This is a genomic window from Acrocarpospora phusangensis (assembly GCF_016862995.1).
In the GTDB taxonomy this organism is placed as follows: domain Bacteria; phylum Actinomycetota; class Actinomycetes; order Streptosporangiales; family Streptosporangiaceae; genus Acrocarpospora; species Acrocarpospora phusangensis.
The window spans coordinates 81117-102316 of the sequence record NZ_BOOA01000011.1; the positions used below are offsets into that span (position 1 = coordinate 81117).

Consider the following 21200-nt stretch of genomic DNA (forward strand, 5'->3'; position numbering starts at 1 on the left):
CCAGAGCGGTCATTCGCGCCGCCAACCCGCGGAACGCCCGCTCGACCGGGCCTGAGCGGCGGAGACAGCCGGCCGCCGGGCCGTTAAGCTCTCGAGTGTGGATGGTTCGGCCGTCTCCCACGGGGGGCGGGCGTCGTAAGAGGGAACCCGGTGGGAATCCGGGACTGCCCCGCAGCGGTGAGCGGGAACGACCGCCGTCATCGAGCACTGGGCCACGTGCCTGGGAAGCGACGGCCAGTAGGTCATGCCTGAGGCATGGTGCCCGCGAGTCCGAAGACCTGCCTCCACCCGCGCGCCACCCGGCACGCGGTGGTCCGCGGCCTCGTGGGAGGGCCTGGGACGCGCCCGCCGGGGTCCCTCCGCGTGCGCCGCTCCCTCCTGCCTGCCGCACACTGGCGAGACGAGGGAACTGCCATGAGGACGACCATTTTGGGCTATCCGCGCATCGGCGCGCGCCGGGAGCTCAAGTTCGCCACCGAGAACTACTGGGCGGGCCGGATCAGCGCGGAGGAACTGGAGGCGACCGCCAGGTCGCTGCGCGGCTCGGTCTGGACCGAACTGCGCGACGCGGGCCTGGACACGATCCCGTCGAACACGTTCTCCTTCTACGACCAGATGCTCGACACCACGGTCATGGTCGACGCCGTGCCCGCGCGTTACCGGGACCTGACCGGGCTCGACCGGTATTTCGCCATGGCGCGCGGCACCGCCGAGCTCCCGCCGCTGGAGATGACCAAGTGGTTCGACACCAACTACCACTACATCGTCCCGGAGCTGGCGCTGGACGCCCGGTTCCAGCTGGCCGACGGCTCGGCCGCCAAACCGGTGGCCGAGTACGTGGAGGCCAGGAAGCTGGGGATCGAGACGCGGCCCGTGCTCGTCGGCCCGCTCACCTACCTGCTGCTGGCCAAGCCGAAGCCGGACTCGCCTGACGGATTCACCCCGCTCGACCTGCTGGACTCCCTGGTGGAGACCTACGCCGAACTGCTGGAACGGCTGGCCGGCGCGGGCGCGCAGTGGGTGCAGTTCGACGAGCCCGTCCTGGCCCGCGACCTGAGCGGCCGGGAGACGGACGCCCTCGTGCGGGCCTACCAGCGGCTCGGCGGACTGTCCAGCCGCCCGAAGATCCTGCTCGCCACCTACTTCGGCGCGGTCACCGCGGCGTCGTTGCGGGCGATCGCCGCCACCGCGGTCGAGGCGATCGGGCTCGACTTCGTCGCCGGGCCCGGCAACATCGAATCGGTGGCCTCGGCCGGCGGGCTGACCCGCAAGATTGTCGTCGCGGGCGTGGTCGACGGCAGGAACGTCTGGCGGGCCGACCCGGCGCGGGTGAAGTCGACGTACGCGGTCCTGCTCGGGCTGGCCGACAAGGTGGAGCTGAGCAGCTCCTGTTCGCTGCTGCACGTCCCGGTCGACCTGGAGAGTGAGACGGCCCTGGATCCGGCGGTCCGGGCCCGGCTGGCGTTCGCCCGGCAGAAGGTCACCGAACTGGTCGCCCTCGCCGCCGACCTGAGGTCGGAGGACCCGTGGGCCACGCCGCTGCCCGCCGTACCGGCTGATCCGCAGGTCCGGGCCCGGCTGGACGCCCTCGGCGACGCGCGGCGCTCCGATCGCGCGGTCCGGTTCGCGGCGCAGCGGGCCAAGCTGGGGCTGCCCGACCTGGCCACCACGACGATCGGCTCGTTCCCGCAGACCGCGGAGATCCGCCAGGCCCGCGCCGACCACAAGGCGGGACGGACCGACGAGAACGCCTACATCGCGGCGATGCGGAATGAGATCGCCCGTGTGATCAGGCTCCAGGAAGGGCTCGGCCTGGACGTGCTCGTCCACGGCGAACCCGAACGCAACGACATGGTCCAGTACTTCGCCGAGCGACTCGACGGCTACGCCGCAACCGACCACGGCTGGGTCCAGTCCTACGGCACCCGCTGCGTACGCCCGCCCATCCTGCACGGCGACGTCTCCCGCCCCAGGCCCATGTCGGTGGAGTGGACGGCCTACGCCCAGTCCCTCACCCCCAAACCGGTCAAGGGCATGCTCACCGGGCCTGTGACGATGCTCGCCTGGTCGTTCGTACGCGACGACCAGCCCTTGGCCGAAACCGCCCGCCAGGTCGCCCTCGCGCTCCGCGACGAGATCGCCGACCTGGAGCACGCCGGAATCGGCATCATCCAGGTGGACGAGCCGGCGCTGCGCGAACTCCTGCCGCTCCGCGAAGCCGACCAGGAGATCTATCTGGCCTGGGCGGTCCAAGCCTTCCGGCTGGCCACCTCCGGCGCAGCCGACGCCACCCAGATCCACACCCACATGTGTTACTCGGAGTTCGGCGAGATCCTCAGCCCGATCGCCGACCTGGACGCCGACGTCACCAGCATCGAGGCCGCCCGCTCCCACATGGAACTCCTGCCCTACCTGCGCGCGGCCGGCTACGCCAACGGCATCGGCCCCGGCGTCTACGACATCCACTCCCCGCGCGTCCCCACCGCCGAGGAGATCGAGGCCAACCTGCGCAACGCCCTCCAGGCCGTCCCGGCCGACCGCTTGTGGGTCAACCCCGACTGCGGGCTGAAGACACGCGATTACCCCGAGACCGAAGCGGCGCTTGCCAACATGGTCATCGCCGCCCGCAACGCCCGGGCAGCGGTCTGATCGGTGCCGTGAACCGGCCCGAAGCCGCGCCTCGGGCCGGTCACGTCCCCGGCCGTCCCGCCTCAGCGGAGACATGTGCCCTCGTCCGGCGCCAGAGCAGCACGGCCAGGAGGACGGTGAAGGCGATCCAGGCCACGTAGATGCCGGTCAGGCCGAAGCCCAGAGTGAGGCCGAGCAGCCAGGCCAGCGGGATGAGCACCAGGTAGTCCCCGGCGATGCTCGCGATCATCACGGAGCGGGTGTCGCCGTGGGCGCGCAGGAAGCTGCCGTAGGCCATGGCGGGCACCATCGGCGCGAGGCTGAGCACGGCGATCGGTACGACCTGCCAGGCCAGGGCCACCACGTCGGCGTTGCCGGTGAACAGGGTCAGCAGGGTCGTGCCCCCGAGGAGAACCAGGGCCGAGGGCACGGCGTACACGATCAGGAGCAGCCGGACTCCGGTGGCGCGCCATCGGATGGCCGCCGCGTGGTCGCCCGCGCCGATCTCGTGTCCGGCCAGGATCGCGACCGACGCGGAGGCCGAGGCCATCACGGTGAAGACGACGAGCAGCAGGTTGTCGACGATGCGGTAGGCGGCCAGTTCGGGGGTGCCCATGCGGGCGGCGAACCCCGCGATCAGAGCCTCGTTGAGGTACCCGACGCCCATGGCGCTCATCTCCGGCCAGCCGATCCTCCACAGGGTGCCGGCGACGGGCAGGCCGTCGCCGGGGATCTTCGGCAGCCGGGCTCTGGCATACCGGAGGAGGAAGGTGGTTCCGGCGGCGGTGGCGGCCAGGGTGGCGAGCGCGGCTCCCGTGACGCCGAGATCGGCGGAGAAGATCAGCCACAGGCCCAGCGGCAGGTTCACCGCGTTCACCAGCAAGGCGTTGTACATGGATGCCCGGGTCACCCCGACGCCGGAACAGGCGCTCTGCAACGTGAAGGAGGCGGCGGCGAACGGCACCGCGAACGCCAGCACCCGCAGGTAGGCGACCCCCGGGCCGATCAGTTCGGCGGGCGCGCCCAGGACGGTCAGCACCGGCTCGGCGACGGCGTACAGGACGACCCCGATGGCGGCTCCGGCCAGCAGCGAGGTGCCCAGGCCCACCCGGACGGCCTGCGCCACGGCTGCGGGATTCGCCGCGCCGTGCGCCTGCGCGACCTTGATCTGCACCGCGGTCGCCCAGCCGCGTACGACCACCAGGGCGATCAGGTAGACGGGCGCGGCCAGCGCGAACGCGCCCAGGGCCGTGGTGGAGTAGCGGGCCAGCATGATCGTGTCGACGATGTTGACGATGATCTGTGTCAGCCCCGCCACGAGCAGCGGCGCGGTCAGCGCCCACATCCGCCTCACAGAGTGGCCCGCGCCGCTTCCAGGAGCCGCGGGTCGCGGTCGAGCAGGATGACCGTGTCCACTCGCGACCGCTTCCACACGGCCAGCCGTTCGGCCATCGCCTCGATGGGGCCGATCAGCGCCACCTCGTCCAGCAGCCGGTCCGGCACGGCGTTCGCCGCGGCGGCCTTGTCTCCTTCGGCCAGGTGTTTGCGGACGTCGTGGGCGGGGCCCTCGTAGCCCATCTGGATGACGACGTCGGTGTAGGTGTTGCGGACTCCGGGTGCGGCCGCGCCGATCAGGTGGGCGTACAGGGGGCGGAGCTTCTCGCGGCCTTCCTCGGCGGTGGGGGCGTGGGCGACGTACAGGATGGGGCAGATCTTCACGTCGTCCTGGGTACGCCCGGCTCTGGCGATGCCCTCGTCCAGCGGGGCGAGGATGGCGGTCTCGTGTTCGGGGGCGTACATGCCCGAGAGCCAGCCGTCGGCGAGTTCGCCGGTGAGCTTCAGGTTCCCGGGGCCGATGGCGGCCAGGTAGAGGGGAATGCGGGGGCGCAGGGGGGTCATCTCCGAGCGGATCGGGCGTGCCCGCCCGGTCGAGCCGGGTCCGGTGTAGGGCAGGCGGTAGAGCTCCCCGTCGTAGGCGACGCGTTCCTCGCGTGCGACGGCCTTGCGCACGATCTCGACGTATTCGCGGGTACGGCGTAACGGCCGCTCGTAGGGCAGGCCGTGCCAGCCTTCCACGATCCACGGCACCGACAGCCCAAGCCCGAGCTGGAAGCGGCCGTGGGACAGCACGTCGAGGGTCATCGCGGCCATCGCGGTGGCGGCGGGGGTGCGCGCCGGGATCTGCATGATCGCGGTGCCGAGTTCGATGCGCTCGGTCACGGCGGCCAGGTAGCCGAGCACGCTGACCGCGTCCGGGCCGTACTCCTCGACGCTCCACACCGAGTCCACGCCGATGCTCTCGGCGTGCCGGATGACCGGGAGCACCTCCTCCATGGGTTCTCCGCCGTAGCCCATGGCCAGTCCGAGCCGCATTGTTCCTCCGGGGGTCAGGCGAACGGCAGCGGTTGCCGTACGAGGTCGGGTGAGGCGGGCAGCCGGGTTCCGCCGAGGAACGGGAAGGCTGCCGGGGCGTCGCAGTACAGGCCCGGCACGATCACCCGGGCGACGTGCAGGTCCGCGCCGGGCACGGTGAGATCGACGGCGTAGGCGCGGAAGTTCTCGGTGGCGGCCGTGGGGTGGCCGGTGGGGTGCCGGAGCCGGTCCAGGGCTTCACCCTGGAGGCGATCGTCCAGGTAGATCTGCGGATGGAGGCGGACGTCGTTGACGTCCCGCCAGCCGCGCTTGAGTTCGTCGAGGTAGCGGCGGTCGGCGCGGCGCGGCAGGTAGGGCGGGCCGGGGTCCAGGCGCAGCAGCGCGCGGCCGGTCCCGTACGTGCCGACGGCCTCGGTGAACGCCTTGGCGGCGGCGTGCTCGGCGGTGTCCCGGCAGGCGCTGCCGAAGCCGACGATCCGGCGCTGGCGGTCCTCGGCGAAGACCCCGGTGACCGTCGCGCCGAACTCCGAGGGAATCCGGAGCAAGGTGACCGTGAGCCCGTATTCGGCCGCCTCGCGCAGGGCCGTGGCCAGCGGGCCGTTCCCGGGTTCCTGGATTGGCGCGGCGGGGGTGTCTCCGGCCCACCATCGGGTGACCGCGTCGCGTTCCAGCACCTCACGCAGGGCCGCCTCCCTGGCCTTCTCGGGTGTGGTCGCGGCGGCGGTCCCGGCGAGGATGGGGTAGTTGGTCAGGGGCTCCGAGCGGCGGGGGCCGGTGAAGTAGTTGACGTACACCAGCGAGGCCGGCACCAGCACACGCCCACCCGAGCCCATGTCCTCGGCGGGCACCCAGGCGATCTCCAGATCGGGCGCCATCGGGACGAACGGGAAGCCCTTCGCGCGGTACTGGGCCTCGGAGTAGAGGGCGAACTCGCGAGGGTCGACGGCGGGTTCCTTCAGGTCACGGTAGGCGGCCCGGAGCAACCCCTCGGGCACCTGGTTGGCGCGGTGGCGTTCGATCGCCTCGCCGATCGCGGCCAGGCGTGCCGCCTCGTCGTCGCCGAGGGCCGCGCCGCCGGTCACCTCGGTTCCCCGCGCGGGGAAGGCGGAGTACGACACCAGGCTGGGCACCACCGGGTCGCGGGGCCGGTCCCGGCGCACCTCGCGGATCATGGTTACTCCTCTCCTCGGGGTGGCCGGGACCGGGTGGGACGGGGATCTACTCGTCGTCGTCCTCACGCCACTCGAACGGCGCGTGTTCGCCAAGAATTCAAGAATTCACTTCTCCGCCAATGCGCAGTCGCCGCATTTACTGCCGTCCGGGACCCGGTAATAAAGACAGCAGGTGGTACGCCGGAATTCCAGTCGCGGAGAGGTGATCACCCCCTTGCCGGTCAGTTTCCCGTGTGCCAGCAGGCGGGTGACCAGGCGCAGGGCGGGCTCCGCCAGGTCCGGACGGTTGGCCACCACCGTACGGCCGGCCTCGGCGAGAGCGGATGCGGCGTTGCCGTACAGGAGGCCGGGGGCGATCTTGACGCGCAGGCCCTGGGCGAGCGATTCGAGGTGGCCGCACACCACCATGTCATAGAGGAGGCGCGTGACCTGGCTCTCCGTGCCGCCGCTCCAGCCGTTCAGAGCCGGCAGGCGGATTCTGGAGTCCTCGTCGGCACGGTCGAGGCGGGCCAGGTCGGGGATCACGCCATGGGTGAGCAGGGTGCCGACGACCGGGGACCAGAGCCGGGCCGCGTGGCTCAGCTGCGCGATGGAGGCCCCGATGCGGATCTCGCTCGTGCCGTATCGCGCGGCGGTGCTCTTGACGAGATCGGTGAATCCTTTCTCATAGTCGGATTTCACGTCGTGCCATCCGGCGGGGTCTCCGCCGATGTGCGGGGCGAAGAAGGAACCGAATGCGGCGATCTCGCCGAGGGCCGTACGGATCGATTCCGGGGATGCCGATTCCATTACTCCGAGCTCCATTCGTGAATATCGCACGACGAAATGGCCGAATAGCCGTCATCACTCGGGAAGGGTCAGGGGCGCCCTCCCGTCCGCAGGCTCAGCTGCGGCACCCCGGTCTCCGGATGCACCGTCACCTCGGCCTGGACCCGGTAGACCTCGGCCAGCAGGGCGGGGGTGAGCACCTCCGCGGGAGGGCCGACGGCCACCACCCGCCCGCCGTCCATGACGCAGACGCGGTCACAGAAGGCCGCGGCCAGGTTGAGGTCGTGCAGGGCGATGACGGCGGTGACCCCGAGCCCGCGCACCAGTTCCAGCGCGTCCAGCTGATGGCGCAGGTCCAGGTGGTTGGTCGGTTCGTCCAGCACCATCGTGGCGGGCCGCTGGGCCAGCGCCCTGGCGATCAGCACGCGCTGCTTCTCGCCGCCGGACAGCCGGTCGAAGGGGGCGTAGGCCAGGCCGGCGACGTCGAGCCGGGCCAGCGCGTCGGCGATGATCGCCTTGTCCTCGTGGTTGTCGCCGTCGAAGGCGCGTTTGTGCGGCGTGCGGCCCATGGCGACGACGTCGTAGACGGTCAGCTCGAAGTCGCCGCCGCTCTCCTGGAGCACCGCGGCGAGCCTGCGGGCCAGCCAGCCGGCGGGTTGCCGCCACACGTCCCGCCCGTCCAGGAGCACCCGGCCCGAGGTGGGCCTGCGGGCCCGGTAGAGGGTGCGGAGCAGGGTCGACTTGCCCGCGCCGTTCGGCCCGGCCAGGCCCAGCACCTCGCCCTCGGCGACCTCCAGCGAGACCTCGCTGACGAGGTCCCTGCCGCCGACGCGGACCGACACGTTCTCCACCACCAGGGTCACCGCGACCGCCTCCGCATCAGCCACAGGAAGAACGGGCCGCCGACCAGGGCGGTGATGATGCCCACGGGGATCTCCTCGGGGGTGATCAGGGTGCGCGCGACCAGGTCGGCGACGATCAGGAAGGCCGCGCCGAGCAGCGCCGCGGCCGGGAGCGCCCGCCGGTGGTCGGAGCCGATAAGCAGGCGCACGGCATGCGGCATGATCAGACCGACGAAGCCGATGGCTCCGCTGACCGCGACGATGGTCCCGATCATGATCGCCACCAGCACGAACAGCGCCGCCCGGAACCGGTGCACGTCCAGGCCCAGTGAGGCGGCGGCCTCCTCCCCGGCCAGGAGCAGGTTCAGCGGGCGGGAGACTCCGAGCAGGGCGACGGTGCCGAGCAGGACGGCGGCGACGGGGATCCAGACCATCGTCCAGGTCGTGCCCGCCAGGCCGCCCAGCATCCAGCGCACGGCCGACTGCGCCTTGTGCGGGTCGGCGGACACCACCACCAGGAAGCTGGCCACCGCCGACAGCACCTCGGCCATCGCCACCCCGGCCAGCACCAGCCGTACGGTGGTCATCCGCCCGCCCGACCTGGCCAGGAAATAGACCGCCGCCAGCGCCGCCAGCGCCCCGGCGAACGCGGCGACCGGCAGCGTGAAGACTCCGAGGACGGCCAGGCCGGACACGACCACGGCCACCGCGCCCACGCTGGCGCCGGAGGAGACGCCCAGCAGCATCGGATCGGCCAGCGGATTGCGGACCAGGGCCTGCAACGCCATGCCGCAGACCGACAGCCCGGCGCCGATGATCCCGCACAGCAGGACCCGCGGCAGCCGTACGTCCATGACGATGGTCTCCCGGACGGACGTCCAGGCCGGGTCGGCCAGAGCCGGGTGGATGCGGTGCAGGAGGATGCCCCACACCTGACCGGCCGGAAGGCTGATCGACCCGGCCGCGATCCCCGCGGTGACCGCCCCGGCCAGCAGCAGCGTGAGCAGGGCGATCACCAGCGGGTACGGCGGCCCCGGACGCCGCGACGGCAGACCGGGGACGGCGGCCGGAGCGGCCCCGGCGGTCTCGGTCAGTTCGATCACTGGAATCGGTCGGCGTGGATCTGCTTGGCCAGGGACTCCACCGCCGACGGAGCCCGGACGCCGAGCACCACCGAGGACAGCGGCAGCACCGCGAACCGCTTCTCCTTGATCGCCGGTACGTCCTTCAGGGCCGGGTTGGCCAGCAGGAACTTCTCCTTGTCGGCCACCGGCTGGTCGCCGTAGTCGTAGATGACGATCCACTCGGGCGCGCGCTCGGCGACCTGCTCGAACGAGACGTCACCCCAGGCGTCGTCCACGTCGGCGAACAGGTTCTCCGCCCCGGCCAGCTTGATGATCTCGTTGCCGATGCCCTTGCCGCCGGCCGTGAACGCGGTCTTGTCGCCGCTGTCGTAGACGAACAGCTTGACCGGGGGGACGCCGGCCAGCTTCTCCTTCACCCCGTCCAGGGTCGCGTTCAGCCGGGTGATGAGCGGTTCGGCCCGGTCGGGCACGCCGAAGATCTTGGCGAGGTTGCGGATCTCCTGGTCCATCAGGTCCATCGTCACTGGGCCTGCGGCGCATTCCTCGATGTTGAGGTAGGTGTTGACGCCGGCCTTGGCCAGGGCGTCGCGGCTGCGGCCTTCCTTCTCGTCGAAGGTGCTGGAGAAGCCGCCGTACACGAAGTCGGGCTCCTCGACCAGCAGCGCCTCGTAGGAGGGGTACTCCTTGGCCAGGACCTTCACGCTGTCGTAGGCGGCCTGGTACTCGGGGAGGATCTTGTCGTCCAGGTAGCCGGTGCCGGCCATCGACTTCTCCAGGCCGAGCGCCAGCAGCACCTCGGTGGCGTGCTGGTTCAGCGACACCGCCCGCTGCGGCGACTTCTGGTACGTGGTCGTGACCCCGCAGTTGTCGATGGTGACCGGGAACCCGGCGACGGCCGGGGCACTGGAGGCCGGGGCGGAAGCCTCGACCTCAGCGGGGGTGCCGCCGCAGCCGGCGAGGAGTACGGCAGACAACAGGGCGAGCAGCAGAGACAGGGGGCGTCTGCCCGTCATGGATGATTCCTTCCACAGTGACTGCACCATGGGGCGGCCCTGTCGGAAGACGGCGGGAACAGACCCGGGACACGATTCCGGGCATGCGCCGGCGCGGCGACCGCGCGGCCCGGCCGCGCGGCGCTCTCATGACCCCATCGGGCACGCCGACCCGCTCCTCTCCGGGGAGATCCGCCCCAGTTCTTCGAGGAGGCGACCGCGTGAGTCTCCTGGCTCTCGGGTCGAGGCTCGCCCCCGCCTTCCCACCCCGGCCGGGGCAGTGGCGTTTCGGGGGTCCGCTCGCCGATCACAGTGGCGGGACCGCGCCGGATTCGCACCGGTTTCCTCGTCCGCGCTCGCCTTTTCCGACATCTTTACACGAAGGAGGGCAGATCTACCAATGATCTTGTGGCCGGGCGGCGGCGATCGGGCCGAGGTCAGGGGCGGCGGAGCCGCCGACGGGTCAGGTGCGCGGTCAGGGCCGCCAGGGCGGTGAAGGCGCCCAGCGCCACGGCCACCTGAACGTCGTCGGCGCCGTCCGCGCCCACGGCCGGGGGCGGGGCCGGGCTGAGGCCCGGGTCCAGGACGGCGGCCGTGGCGATCAGCCGGGGTGCGGGCTCTTGAGACGCGTCGTCGGCGCCGATCCACTCGTACGCCTTGCCGCCGGTGCACCGCTGTGTGGTCGGAAAGAGCAGCGGCGCGCCGACCTTCCCCGACAGGCGCGCCCGCACGGTGAAGGACGCCTTGGTGCCGTCGGCGAGCCCCGGGCCGGTCCACTCGACCGTGTTCCCCTTCACCGCGCCGCGCCACCCGCCCGGCTGGCCGGCCGACAGCGCCGAGGACCCGGACGGCATCCGGACGACAAGGGCCTCGGTCGGCGCGCCGTCGCATCCGTGGTCGAAGGAGAAGGTGAGCGTGACCGACCCGTCCCCGTTGGGCTGCGCGGACTCCAGCAGCACGTGAGCCAGCGCCGGGGCGGCCGGGAGCAGCACCAGCACGGCCGCCGCCAGCGCCACTCCGGCGGCCCGGACCGCACGGGAGACACCGGATCTCACGGGATCACCACCTTCTGGGAGACAACCGGGCTCTCGAACTCCGACAGCCGCACGACCAGCGTCACCGTCCACGTCCCGTCCAGCGGGAAGTCGACCGTCGCCTCGTAGGTGCCCTTGCCCGTCGTGGACAGCGGCTTCTTGAACGGCCCCAGCTCGTACGCGGGCAGCCGCACCGACAGCTCCGGCGTCTCATGCGGCGCCAGCGGCACACCCTTGCCGTCCACCAGGGACAGCTGGAGCGCGTTGACCCCCCGCTTACCGGGGCTGATCACCATGGTGGCCTTGCCCTCGCCGAGGGCCGCGATGAGCGTCTTGGGCCCGGCGGAGGACGGCGCCGCCGCGGGCGCGGCGGCGGGCTCCTCGCGCGGCGTCTGCGAGACCAGCACGCCGGTGACGGCCACCACCACGGCCAAGCCCGCCGCCTCGATCCCGACCGTGCGGCGCAGCGCGTCCAGGGTGGCCTGGCGGCGCGCTCCGGAGAGCACCGAGGGGACGAGCCGGTACCGGTTCCAGGCGGCGACGCCGACGACGGCGAGTACCAGCAGGAGCTTGACCAGGACGAGACGGCCGTAGCCGGTCGTCCACAGACCGTCCACGCTGTCGGCGATCCGCCACCACAGCAGGACGGCACTCGCGCCGAGCCCGGCCACCAGCCACAGTGCCGCACCCGAGAAGCGGCCGACCGCCGAGGCGACCTCGGCCACCCTGTGGTGGCGGTCGGGGACGAACAGCAGGCACAACCCGAGCAGCCCACCGGACCACAGCGCCGCCGTGGCCAGGTGCAGGAGGTCGGCGGCGAGCACCAGCCAGCCCGGCCCGTACACCCTGGTGTGGCCGACCACGGCGAGGGAGCCCAGCGCCAGCGCCAGCCCGGCCGCGGCGGCGACCGGCAGTCCGCGGCGCACCGCGACCACAGCCATCGCGGTGCCGGCGGCCAGCAGCGCAGCAGCGGCCGCGGGCGCCGCCGACAGAGCCGCCGGCCACAGCGAGGCGGAGAACAGCTCGCCGACGCCCGCACCGTCCTGCCAGAGCTTGACCAGCGGGACCAGGGCCGCGGCGCCGAACACGGCCGCAACGGCCAGCGCGTCACGGGTGCGCCGGACCCTCCGGGCGAACGCCGCGGACCGGCGCACGCTCGGCTCGGCGATGAACAGGCCGAAGGCGGTGAGGCCCGCGAACCCGAGCACTCCCCCGTACCGCAGCACCTCGGAGCCGATCCTGAGCAGGTTTACCTCTCGGTCGGCGACCTGGTCGGGGACGGCGACAGAGGTCGCGCTCGGTTTGCCGACGGAGAAGCTGATCCCACCGCCGACCGGGTGGGTGTCGGCGGAGATGACCCGCCAGCTGACGATGTACGTGCCCTCGGCAAGGGTTGAGGCCGGGGTGTAGACGACGGTGTCGTTCACCGAGCGGATGTCGGCGGGGACGGGGCGGCCGGCCGAGTCGAGCAGCTGGTTCCCCTTGGGAGCGAGGCTGATCGCCTCGTTGAAGGTGGCTGTGACGGTGCGCGGCGCCTGAGCGAGGACCTGGCCGTCCTTGGGGTCGGTGCTTTTCAGTACGGCGTGGGCGTCGGCCGTGCCCGGCAGGAGGAGGACCAGGAGGGCGGCCAGGAGCAGGACCGCCGAGCTGGGCGCGGCCGTCGGCCGCGCCCAGCTCGGCGTCCCGCGGCGGACCTGACGGGTCAAGAGGTCTTCCTGCCGCGCATCAGGGCGGTCACGCCCGCGACCGCGCCGATCGCGCCCAGCACCAGGCCGGCCCAGCCGACGACGCCCGGGTCACCCGAGTCGGAGGACGCCGCCGAGTCGGAAGCCGCCCGCGAGGGGTCGATCGCCGGGGCGACCGACATCGCGGTCTCGGACGGCGTGGGCTCGGCCGCGCCGTGCCCCTCCCCCTCGGCGGCGGTCAGCACGATGAACGGGGCGGGGTGTTCCGGCTCCTCCGCGCCGTCCGCGGCGACCTCGGTCCAGGGCGTCTCACCCTTCTCGCACTTCTGGACCGCCGGGAAGACGAGCTTGGCGCCTTCCTTCTCCGGGAGCTTCAGCGACAGCTCGAACGTGTCGCGCAGGGCATCGGGCAGCGGGGTCTTGGCGGTGTAGACGATCTGGTCGACTCGCTCGGTGTACTGGCCGCCGTGGCCGTCGTCGACCGGGGTGTCGAGCTTCTCCATCTTCTTCTCGACATCCCAGCCCTGGTTGACCGTCGGGGTGACCGCGATGATCTCCTCGGGCATCGAGATGGCGATCGAGGTGGTGGCCGACCCGTCGCAGCCGTGCGGGACGGAGAAGGTCAGCACGGTGTAGCTGCCGGCCGCGGTGGTGGAGGGGGTGACGGTGACGTGGGCCGACGCCGCGCCGGCGCCGAGCAGGACCAGCCCGAGGGCGGCGGTGCTGACGGCGGTGGCGCGCAGGGTGTTACGCAGGGCAGAACGCATGGGGGGTCTCCTCAATACAGATCATGACCGAACCCGTTCGGGTCCGGTTCGGGGGAAGCGGGGCCTCTCGTCCCCGTGGTGGCTCAGATCCGGGTGAGGAGGGGCGGGGCGCGCGTGCCGACCGGGCCGGCGCACAGCCGGGTCAGCGTGGGGACTGTGCGGGAGGCGACCGGGACCGGGCACCGGACCGGCGGCGGAAGATCGCGGACGCGGACCATGCGGTACCGGACGTCGAGCAGGGAGAGCAGGCCCCACCACATCCGCTCGCCGTACTCCAGCAGCAGCGCGGTGAGCACGGTGGCCGCCGCGTGCGTGAGGACCATCGGCGACGAGGTGTCACCGACGCCGTGGTGGCCGGGATCGTGGTGACCGGGGTCCGCCAGGTAGACGCTGAGGCCGTGGATGCCCAACTGGGCGGCGCCGAGCAGCGCCAGCAGCTCCCACCGGGTGATCCTCCGGCCCGCCAGCAGGTAGGCGACGCCCCAGGCCGCCAGGACCACGGGGACCAGGGCCAGCAGGGGCGGGGTCGTCCCGTGGCCGGCGTGGGCCACGACCGCGATCACGGTGGTGCTGAGTGCGACCAGGGCCGAGCGCAGGCCGCGCATCGTCCGCTTCGTGCACTTCATGGCCGGAGCCTAGCAACGGCTCCGGCCGCCCTACCAACTGCGGCCGCACGCCGGTGCTGTACGGGGTCGCTACCCGCGTTCCACGGAGAACCGCGCCGATCAGGGCTTACAGGTCAGCAGCAGAAGGCGCCGCGGACCGCAGCTCGACCCAAAGAATCGCCTGAAGGATCACTATGGACGCGAATCACCCAAGACTGTACGGTCGCGCGAGAAGTCGACCATGTCATATCACGGGCGATCGGAGATTCCCGCATGTCCTCCAAGACCGCCAGATCACCCCGCCCGTCACCTGTCCGGGACACGCCCCGCCAGAACCGTCTGCGATCCGCGATAGGGCTGGCGGTGGCCGTGCTGGTGGCGGGCTCCCTGGGCTACCTGTTCGGCGCCCCGGACGCCACCGAGAACGCGATCGCCGAGATGCGCGTGGCGGAGGCGAAGCGGGACGTGCGGCAGATCACCGAGCTGACGTCCACCGCCCGCACGACGGCCGCCGATCTGGAGAAGGTGCTGGCGGGACTGGCCAAGGCGCTTCCGCCCGGCGGTGCGCTGGCCGCCCAGCCGCCCGCCGACGGGGAGGTCGCCGAGTGGCAGCGACTGATCAAGCAGGCCGTTGACCGGCATGCGGAGACCCCGTCCGGGACGACAGCGACCAACGTCGCCCGGGGTGGGTTCCGCAACGCCGTGAACACGATGTCGATCGCGCTCGACGCGTACGTCTCCTGCCAGGAGCTGTCCACCGACGTGCGGCAGAGGTGTCTCGATCTGGCCGCCCGGCAGCGGTCGGCCTCCGTCATGGCCTGGTCGGTCGCGGCGACCCAGCTCGACCAGATCAACGTCGACGCCGGCAACGGCCACCAGCACGTCTACCTGACGGGCCTGCCGGGTGACGGCGCCATGATGGCCGACACCCTGCCCGAGGGGACGGACTGACGGGCCAGTGGCAGGTTGATCCTCGGCAGCCCGTCCGAACCGTGGGTGACTTCCGCGTCCACGCCGTACACGTCGGTGAGAAGTTCGGTGGTGACCACCTTCGCGGGCGGGCCGTCGGCGACCAGGCGGCCTCCGCTCAGCACCGCCAGCCGGTCGCAGGCGGCGCCGGCGAGCTGGAGGTCGTGCAGCGCGGCGACGACGGTGACGCCCAGGGATCGGATCAGCCGCAGCAGCTCCACCTGGTGCCGCAGGTCCAGATGGTTGGTGGGCTCGTCGAGCAGCAGCAGGCCGGGCTGCTGGACCAGCGCCCTGGCCAGGTGCACCCGCTGGCGTTCGCCGCCGGACAACTGGGCGTAGGGCCGGCGGGCCAGGGCGCGCACCGCGCAGCGCTCCATGGCGTCCTCGATCAGGTCGTGCTCGGCGATCGTGAGCCGTCCCAGGCTGCCCAGGTACGGAACTCGCCCCAGCGCGACGACCTGCTCGACGCTGTTCTCCAGGTCGGCGGGCGGCTCCTGGGTGACGACGGCCACCCGGCGCGCGACCTCGCCGGCCCCGGCGGTCCAGACGTCCAGCCCGTCCACCGTGATCCGGCCCCGGTCGGGGCGCTGCCGCCGGTAGACACAGCGCAGCAGGCTCGACTTGCCGCCGCCGTTGGGGCCGATCAGCCCCAGGATCTCCCCCGGCGCCGCCGACAGCGTGATGTCGTGGAGCACCGGCGCCCAGGAGACGTCCTCGATGTCCAGGGACAGGCTCATGACATCGCCCTCCGGTTGGCGCGGGCCAGCAGCACCAGGAAGAACGGCGCTCCCAGCATCGCGGTGATGACGCCGATCGGGATCTCGTCGGGCTGGTTGAGCAGGCGTGCCCCCACGTCGACCCACACCATCAGCAGGGCGCCGGCCAGCGCGCTCAACGGCACCACCCACCGGTTGTCGCCGCCGACGATCATGCGGACGGCGTGCGGGACCATCAGCGCCACGAAGCCGATTCCGCCGCTGACCGAGACGACAGCGCCGACCGTGATCGCCGAACCGATGACCAGTCGCATGCGCAGCCGGTTCACCTCGACGCCGAGGCTCGTGGCTCCCTCCTCACCCAGCACGAGGGCGTTGAGCCCGGCCGAGCGCAGCCAGAACCACACGACGAAGACCGCGACCACGATCGCCGGGACGGCCAGATCGCCCCATTGGGTGCCGGACAGGCCGCCGAGAGTCCAGAACAGCGCCGACCGCAGTTGCGAGTCAGGTGAGTTGAGCACCATGAAGTTGGTCACCGCCTCCGCCAGCGCGGCCACCGCCACGCCGGAAAGGATCAGCCGCGTGACTCCCAGCTGGCCACCGTTGCGCGCCAGCAGCAGCACCACCGTGAAGGTGACCATCGCTCCGGTGAAGGCCGCCACCGGCAACAGCCACGACAGACCGGACATCAGCGCCAGTACGGCACCGAGAGACGCCCCGGAACTGGCCCCGATCAGATAGGGATCGGCCAGCGGGTTGCGCAGAACCCCCTGGAGCACCGCGCCGGTGACGGCCAGGCCCGCGCCGACGATCGCGCCGAGCAGGACCCGGGGCAGCCGGATGTCCCGCACGATCACGGCCAGTGGCCCCGTGGGCGCGTCCCGGGTGGCGAAGACGATCCGCCACACGTCCGTGAACGGGATGTCGACCGGCCCCAGCCCGACGGCGGCGATCAGGGAGATTCCGAGCACCACGCCGAGCAGCGCCACCGAGCCGGCCAGGGTCACCCGGCGGCCCGGCGGGTCGGTGGAGACCCGCCGGGCGGCGACGCGTACGGTCAAGGGGCGAAGCCCTCGGCCAGCGCCTTGAGCGCGCGGCCGCTGCGCAGGCCGGGCTGCAGGTCGTTGACGGGGATGACGACGAACCGGTTCTCCTTCACGGCGGTGACGCCCTTGATCGGGGCGTAGGAGCGCATCCACTCGATGGACTTGTCGGCCGGTTCGAAGGCCTGGTCCTCGACGATGATCACCTGCGGGTCGCGCTTGACCAGTTCCTCCCAGGAGACCTGCCCGAACTCCTTGGTCTCGGGGAAGATGTTCTCCCCGCCGGCCCGGCGGGCCAGGTCGTACACCAGGGTGCTCGCGCCGCTGGTCAGCGGCTTGTCCTTGCCTCCGGCGTAGTCGAAGACGCGCAGCGCGGGGGTGACGGGGGTGACGGCGTCGACCTCGGCCCTGAGCGCGCCGACGAGCTGCTCGGCCTTGTCCTGGACGCCGAAGACCCGGCCCAGCGCGCGGAGGTCGTCGTAGGTCTGCTCGACGCTGGCGGTGTTACCCGGGCAGCTCGCCGACAGCAGGTGGCTGTTGACGCCTTCCTTCTGGAGGACGGCGCGGTCGCCCATCGCCTTGGGGCCGTAGTCGTCGGGGTAACCGCTCACCACCAGGTCGGGGTTGGCCGAGTAGACGACCTCCTTGGACGGCGGCGGGAAGGCCGACTCGGAGATCACCTTGATCCCGGTCAGGTCGGCGGCGTACTCCGTCATGATGTCGTTGGCGGCGACGGTCCCGGCCATCCGGTCCTTCAGGCCCAGGGCCAGCACGACCTCGGTGGCGACGGTGCTGGAGGTGACGATGCGCTCCGGCGGCCGCGCGTAGGTGTAGACGGTGCCGCAGTTGCTCACCTCGACCGGACCGGGAGCGGCCGCGGCCGCGGTGGCGGCCGGGGCGGGGGCCGACGCCTCGGTGCCGGACGTGCCGCAGCCGGCCAGCAGGGCGATCACGGCCAGCGACACTATGGGTTTCTTCACTGTTTCTCCTTGGGGGCGATGCGTGCGGCGTACTCGCCGCGGACGCGCAGGGTGTCGAGGATCGCGGTGGGCACGTCCCCGGCGACCTCGGTCGTCGCGGCCACCAGGCAGGCCTGGTCGGCGGCGAAGGCGGCGAGTCCGGCGGGGCCGAGGTCGGCCAGGTCGGCCGCCGGGACGCGTTCGGACACGAGGGCGATCCATTCGGTGAGGGCGTCGCCGTGCGGGCGGGCCCCGGTGGCGGCGGCCACCAGGCGCAGGGTGGCGGCGCGTTCGAGCTCGTCGTAGCTGCCTTCGGCGCGCAGGCCGTCCAGGACGGCTTCGGTGACGGCGGGCGGGAGCGCGGTCCGGCCGGCCGGTCGCACGGCCCGCCACTGCGAGGTCCGTTCGAAGTGCCAGTCGCGTTCGGCGGGCCGGACCCCGTCCGCGGCCAGCAGGTCGAGCAGCGTGAGGGCGTCGGCGAGTTTCACGTCGCGCCGCCCGGCGGGCAGCCAGTCCCGCAGCGGGCCGGCACGACCGGCCAGCAGAGAGGGCCAGCGGCGGTCGGGATAGTGGAGCTCCTTCGCCGCGGCGACCAGATCGGCCGCCTCCCCGTCCGGGATCACCCCATCGGCCACGGCGGCGCGCAACGTGGCCCGGATGGACACCATCGCCTCGTTGACCGGGCGGTAGCCCTCCTCGGCGTCCAGATGGGCGACCGCGACCTCGTCGTCGTCGGTGAGTACGCCGGAGACGATCGCCTCGTAGATCTCGCCGACGCCGGTCATGCCGTACGGGGCGAGTTCGGCGGCGCGCAGGGCGCCCATGCTGGCGGCCCCGGCGACGGCGACGCCCTCGGACATCGCCCAGAGGATCTCCTTGTGCCACACGGCGGGGATCCGCTCGTACGCTCCGTCGATGATGGCGATCACCCGGGGGCGTGCGGCGGCGACCAGCGCGGCCACGTCGCCCTGCCCCGCCGGTGGCAGCACCACGACGTCGCGGCCCGGCAGGCGGTCCCGGATGACGGCGGCCGGAACGGTCGGGCCGGCGAAGACGGCGATCTCAGGCATCGTCGGACTCCCCCTCGAAAGCGCGCGCTCTGGGCCCGGGGATGGTCGGTTCTCCGGTCAGCGCCCCGGCCCCTTCCAGCCCTGGGACCAGTACCTTGACGACCGGAATGCCCAGGGACGGCCGGGTCAGGTCGACCGCTGTGACGTCGCCGAGCCCGGCCGCTGCCAGCCGATCGAGCAGCCAGTCGAGGTCGTCGCCGAGCAGTTCGTGGTCGGCGCCCGGCACCTCGAACGGCCGGGCGTAGGGCAGGCTCTCGCGGAGCGCGTCGCGGAATTCCTCGATGCCGCCGATGTCGGTGGTCTGCGCGTAGCGTTCCCGGGTGACGTCGTCACGGGCGCCCGAGATGGTGATGAGCCGCGACTGGGCCGCCTCGGTCAGCGCCCGCTGGACCGCGATGGGCGGGCACGGATGGCAGCCCAGCCCGGTCGCGGCGGGCAGCGGCCGGAACGGGTCCGGTTCGGCCTCCACGATGTGACACAGGACGGCCGGGACGCCGAGGTCGGAGGTGATGTCGAACAGCGCCACCTCGACGCCGGCCCGGTCGTAGCGTTCCAGCAGCCCGACGGTCTCGGGGCCGGTCAGGGTGGCGGCGTCGATCCGGGCCTTGGCCTGGGCCAGGCCGTCGCGCAGGTCCCACAGGGCCGCCGCGTCCCGCTCGATCAGTTCGCACAGCCCGTGGACCAGCGCCTCCAGCGCGCTGTTGCCGCCGGCCAGGCCGTTGCTGTCGCGCGACAGCCCGTGCCCCGTCAGGGCGGGCGGCAGCGTGAAGTCCAGGCTCACCGCCTCGTACGGCACCGCCTTCGACTCGCCGGTCCGGACGTCGGCGCCGTCGATCCACAGCAGCGGAGTGACGTCGTCGAGCACCCCGTCGGCGGTCCGGGGCAGGCGCCGGGGGTCGAGCGCGCCGGTGCCGAGTTCCGCTGGCCGGGCCAGCCGCAGCGGGCGGTCGATCACCTCGGCGTGCGCGTGCTCGACGGCCTCCATGGCCGCCGACACCCGGCTCGCCTCGCGGCTGAGACCCTTGCCCTGGCTGACCGACAGGCTGCGGGCGTTGGGCCGGTAGGCGGTGGCGACCGGGATGCCGATGAGGTCGAGCCCGGTGACGTCGGAGACCCGCGTCACCCCGCAGGCCTTGAGAGCCGGGCGGAGCCGGTTCCAGGTGTCCGCCAGGGTGGCGGCGCGGTGGGTGCCGGTCCTGGCCGCCTTCCGGCCGGGCCGGTCGAGGTTCCACGGGCTAGACATGGGGCACCGGCGATCTCTCCACGTGGCCGGGGAGCGGCTCGGCTCCCGCGCCCAGGAAGGGGTAGGCGGCCGGTCCGGTGGAGCGCAGCCCGGGCACCACGACCCGGGCGACGTGCAGCCCCAGGACGGCCAGGTCGGGTGTGGTGAGGTCGACCGTGATCACCTCAAGGTCGAGGGCGGTGGACGGGGTCTCGGCGGTGCCTCGTCCGAGCCGATCCCGGACGGCCGCGGCGACGCGCCCGTCGGCGAGGAGTTGCAGCGTGCACAGCAGGTCGGTGGCATCACTCAGGTCGGGGGCGTAGGAGTCGAGATACCGCCGGTCCTCCCGGTGCGGCATCAGCGGGCCAGCCGGGCGCTCCCACTCGGGGACGCCGCCGGCGACCTCGGCGAGGGCGTCCAGCGAGCGCAGCGCCTCGGCGGCGGCCGATCGTGCCGCCCCGGCCGATTCGAGGGAGGCAACCGATCCGACCGATCCATCCGACTTGGCCGGCTCAATCGACATGGCCGCGCAGCCGACGCCCAGCAAGCCGCCGGGCGTCGTCGCCGCGCACAGCACCACCGGGACGCCCAGCGCGTTGGGGACGGCATGCCACGCGAGCGCCGCCCCGGCCGGAACGGGCAGCGCCGGACCCTCCATCGAGGGGAAGGCGGCTCCGCCGTGCCAGGCGGTGGCCAGGGCGTGCCGTTCCAGGACCTCGGCGAGGGCCGATCGCCTGGCCGCCTCCAGGGTGGGGCCGGCGGCGATGCCCGCGGCGATCGGCAGGTGGGCCGGGCGGCCCCGGACCAGCGTGTGCTCGCCGGGGGCCAGCCAGACCAGCGAAGCGGGCACCCACACCGGGCGTCCGCCGTCAGCCTGGCCGATCACCCAGGCCAGCGAATCGTCGCGGCGCAGGCCCGCGAACGGGAAGCCGGGCCGCGCGTGCTGGGCCGGGGAGTAGAGGGCCAGCCGGTCGGGGTCGACGGCGGCCTCCCCGGCGTCGGTGAGGTCGTGCCAGGTCGCGTGCCGGAGCCGGGCGTGCGGGACCAGGTGACCGGCGTACCGCTCGGCGGCCTCGCCCAGCGCCCTGCGCCGGGCGCGCCCGGGGTCGGTGAAGGAGGCGCCGCCGGCGAGCGGGTTGCCGAGGGTGTGGGCGAACCGGCCGGTGGCGGCGAGTTCGGCGGTGACGGTGTGGAGCACGGCGTGGCTGCGCCGCGCCACCAGCCGGGTGACCAGCCCGGTACGGGGGTCGAGCAGGACGTCCATCGG

Annotated in this window: 19 protein-coding genes and 2 riboswitches; of the genes, 2 read left to right on the forward strand and 17 right to left on the reverse strand. The window is 72.6% G+C overall.

Annotated features, from left to right (window positions below; translation table 11 throughout):
* The first annotated feature begins 84 nt into the window (after nucleotides 1-84).
* Nucleotides 85-300: riboswitch (cobalamin riboswitch) on the forward strand.
* Between the two features lie 114 nt (nucleotides 301-414).
* Nucleotides 415-2649: a 5-methyltetrahydropteroyltriglutamate--homocysteine S-methyltransferase gene (gene metE, locus Aph01nite_RS09390; protein ID WP_204040386.1), complete on the forward strand. Its 2235-nt coding sequence runs from the start codon at nucleotides 415-417 to the stop codon at nucleotides 2647-2649.
* Between the two features lie 40 nt (nucleotides 2650-2689).
* On the opposite strand, the gene Aph01nite_RS09395 is transcribed toward metE, so the two are convergent.
* From Aph01nite_RS09395 to Aph01nite_RS09445, 11 genes are all read right to left on the reverse strand, one after another.
* The gene (locus tag Aph01nite_RS09395) at nucleotides 2690-3973 is read right to left on the reverse strand and encodes an MATE family efflux transporter (RefSeq protein ID WP_204040387.1); all 1284 of its coding nucleotides are present in this window, start codon (nucleotides 3971-3973) and stop codon (nucleotides 2690-2692) included.
* A gap of 5 nt (nucleotides 3974-3978) precedes the next feature.
* Nucleotides 3979-5001, reverse strand: a complete 1023-nt coding sequence (locus tag Aph01nite_RS09400; RefSeq protein WP_204040388.1) for an LLM class F420-dependent oxidoreductase — start codon at nucleotides 4999-5001, stop codon at nucleotides 3979-3981.
* Between the two features lie 14 nt (nucleotides 5002-5015).
* The gene (locus tag Aph01nite_RS09405; protein WP_204040389.1) at nucleotides 5016-6173 is read right to left on the reverse strand and encodes a YcaO-like family protein; all 1158 of its coding nucleotides are present in this window, start codon (nucleotides 6171-6173) and stop codon (nucleotides 5016-5018) included.
* A gap of 105 nt (nucleotides 6174-6278) precedes the next feature.
* On the reverse strand, nucleotides 6279-6962 hold the full coding sequence (locus Aph01nite_RS09410) for a (2Fe-2S)-binding protein (RefSeq protein WP_204040390.1): 684 nt from the start codon (nucleotides 6960-6962) through the stop codon (nucleotides 6279-6281).
* A 68-nt stretch (nucleotides 6963-7030) separates the two neighbouring features.
* A complete protein-coding gene (locus tag Aph01nite_RS09415) occupies nucleotides 7031-7804 on the reverse strand; it encodes an ABC transporter ATP-binding protein (RefSeq protein WP_204040449.1) in 774 nt (257 codons plus the stop codon).
* Nucleotides 7801-8886, reverse strand: coding sequence for a FecCD family ABC transporter permease (locus tag Aph01nite_RS09420; protein ID WP_307836769.1), 1086 nt, complete (start codon nucleotides 8884-8886; stop codon nucleotides 7801-7803). The genes Aph01nite_RS09415 and Aph01nite_RS09420 overlap by 4 nt, the downstream gene beginning before the upstream one ends.
* A complete protein-coding gene (locus Aph01nite_RS09425) occupies nucleotides 8883-9881 on the reverse strand; it encodes an ABC transporter substrate-binding protein (protein ID WP_204040391.1) in 999 nt (332 codons plus the stop codon). Before Aph01nite_RS09425 ends, Aph01nite_RS09420 begins: the two co-directional genes overlap by 4 nt.
* Nucleotides 9882-10063: 182 nt before the next feature.
* A riboswitch (cobalamin riboswitch) is annotated at nucleotides 10064-10263 on the reverse strand.
* A 34-nt stretch (nucleotides 10264-10297) separates the two neighbouring features.
* The gene (locus tag Aph01nite_RS09430) at nucleotides 10298-10915 is read right to left on the reverse strand and encodes a DUF1775 domain-containing protein (RefSeq protein WP_204040392.1); all 618 of its coding nucleotides are present in this window, start codon (nucleotides 10913-10915) and stop codon (nucleotides 10298-10300) included.
* A complete protein-coding gene (locus Aph01nite_RS09435; protein WP_204040393.1) occupies nucleotides 10912-12600 on the reverse strand; it encodes a copper resistance protein CopC in 1689 nt (562 codons plus the stop codon). The genes Aph01nite_RS09430 and Aph01nite_RS09435 overlap by 4 nt, the downstream gene beginning before the upstream one ends.
* Entirely contained in the window at nucleotides 12597-13346 is a 750-nt protein-coding gene (locus Aph01nite_RS09440; RefSeq protein ID WP_204040394.1) for a YcnI family copper-binding membrane protein, read from the reverse strand. Before Aph01nite_RS09440 ends, Aph01nite_RS09435 begins: the two co-directional genes overlap by 4 nt.
* A gap of 83 nt (nucleotides 13347-13429) precedes the next feature.
* Nucleotides 13430-13972 carry a hypothetical protein gene (locus Aph01nite_RS09445; protein WP_204040395.1) on the reverse strand — a complete coding sequence of 181 codons (543 nt, stop codon included), beginning with the start codon at nucleotides 13970-13972 and terminating at the stop codon, nucleotides 13430-13432.
* A gap of 252 nt (nucleotides 13973-14224) precedes the next feature.
* On the opposite strand from Aph01nite_RS09445, the gene Aph01nite_RS09450 reads away from it, so the two are divergent.
* Nucleotides 14225-14902: a hypothetical protein gene (locus Aph01nite_RS09450; RefSeq protein WP_204040396.1), complete on the forward strand. Its 678-nt coding sequence runs from the start codon at nucleotides 14225-14227 to the stop codon at nucleotides 14900-14902.
* Here the strand turns inward: Aph01nite_RS09450 and Aph01nite_RS09455 are convergent.
* Genes Aph01nite_RS09455 through Aph01nite_RS09480 form a run of 6 tightly spaced genes read right to left on the reverse strand, consistent with a single transcriptional unit; the run spans nucleotide 14836 to nucleotide 21197 of the window.
* A complete protein-coding gene (locus Aph01nite_RS09455) occupies nucleotides 14836-15657 on the reverse strand; it encodes an ABC transporter ATP-binding protein (RefSeq protein WP_204040397.1) in 822 nt (273 codons plus the stop codon). The genes Aph01nite_RS09450 and Aph01nite_RS09455 overlap by 67 nt on opposite strands.
* The gene (locus tag Aph01nite_RS09460) at nucleotides 15654-16700 is read right to left on the reverse strand and encodes a FecCD family ABC transporter permease (RefSeq protein ID WP_204040398.1); all 1047 of its coding nucleotides are present in this window, start codon (nucleotides 16698-16700) and stop codon (nucleotides 15654-15656) included. Before Aph01nite_RS09460 ends, Aph01nite_RS09455 begins: the two co-directional genes overlap by 4 nt.
* Entirely contained in the window at nucleotides 16697-17662 is a 966-nt protein-coding gene (locus Aph01nite_RS09465) for an ABC transporter substrate-binding protein (protein ID WP_204040399.1), read from the reverse strand. Before Aph01nite_RS09465 ends, Aph01nite_RS09460 begins: the two co-directional genes overlap by 4 nt.
* Nucleotides 17659-18711: a TfuA-like protein gene (locus Aph01nite_RS09470; RefSeq protein WP_204040400.1), complete on the reverse strand. Its 1053-nt coding sequence runs from the start codon at nucleotides 18709-18711 to the stop codon at nucleotides 17659-17661. Before Aph01nite_RS09470 ends, Aph01nite_RS09465 begins: the two co-directional genes overlap by 4 nt.
* A complete protein-coding gene (locus Aph01nite_RS09475; protein ID WP_204040401.1) occupies nucleotides 18704-19954 on the reverse strand; it encodes a YcaO-like family protein in 1251 nt (416 codons plus the stop codon). Before Aph01nite_RS09475 ends, Aph01nite_RS09470 begins: the two co-directional genes overlap by 8 nt.
* A complete protein-coding gene (locus tag Aph01nite_RS09480; RefSeq protein ID WP_204040402.1) occupies nucleotides 19947-21197 on the reverse strand; it encodes a YcaO-like family protein in 1251 nt (416 codons plus the stop codon). The genes Aph01nite_RS09475 and Aph01nite_RS09480 overlap by 8 nt, the downstream gene beginning before the upstream one ends.
* Nucleotides 21198-21200: the final 3 nt, after the last annotated feature.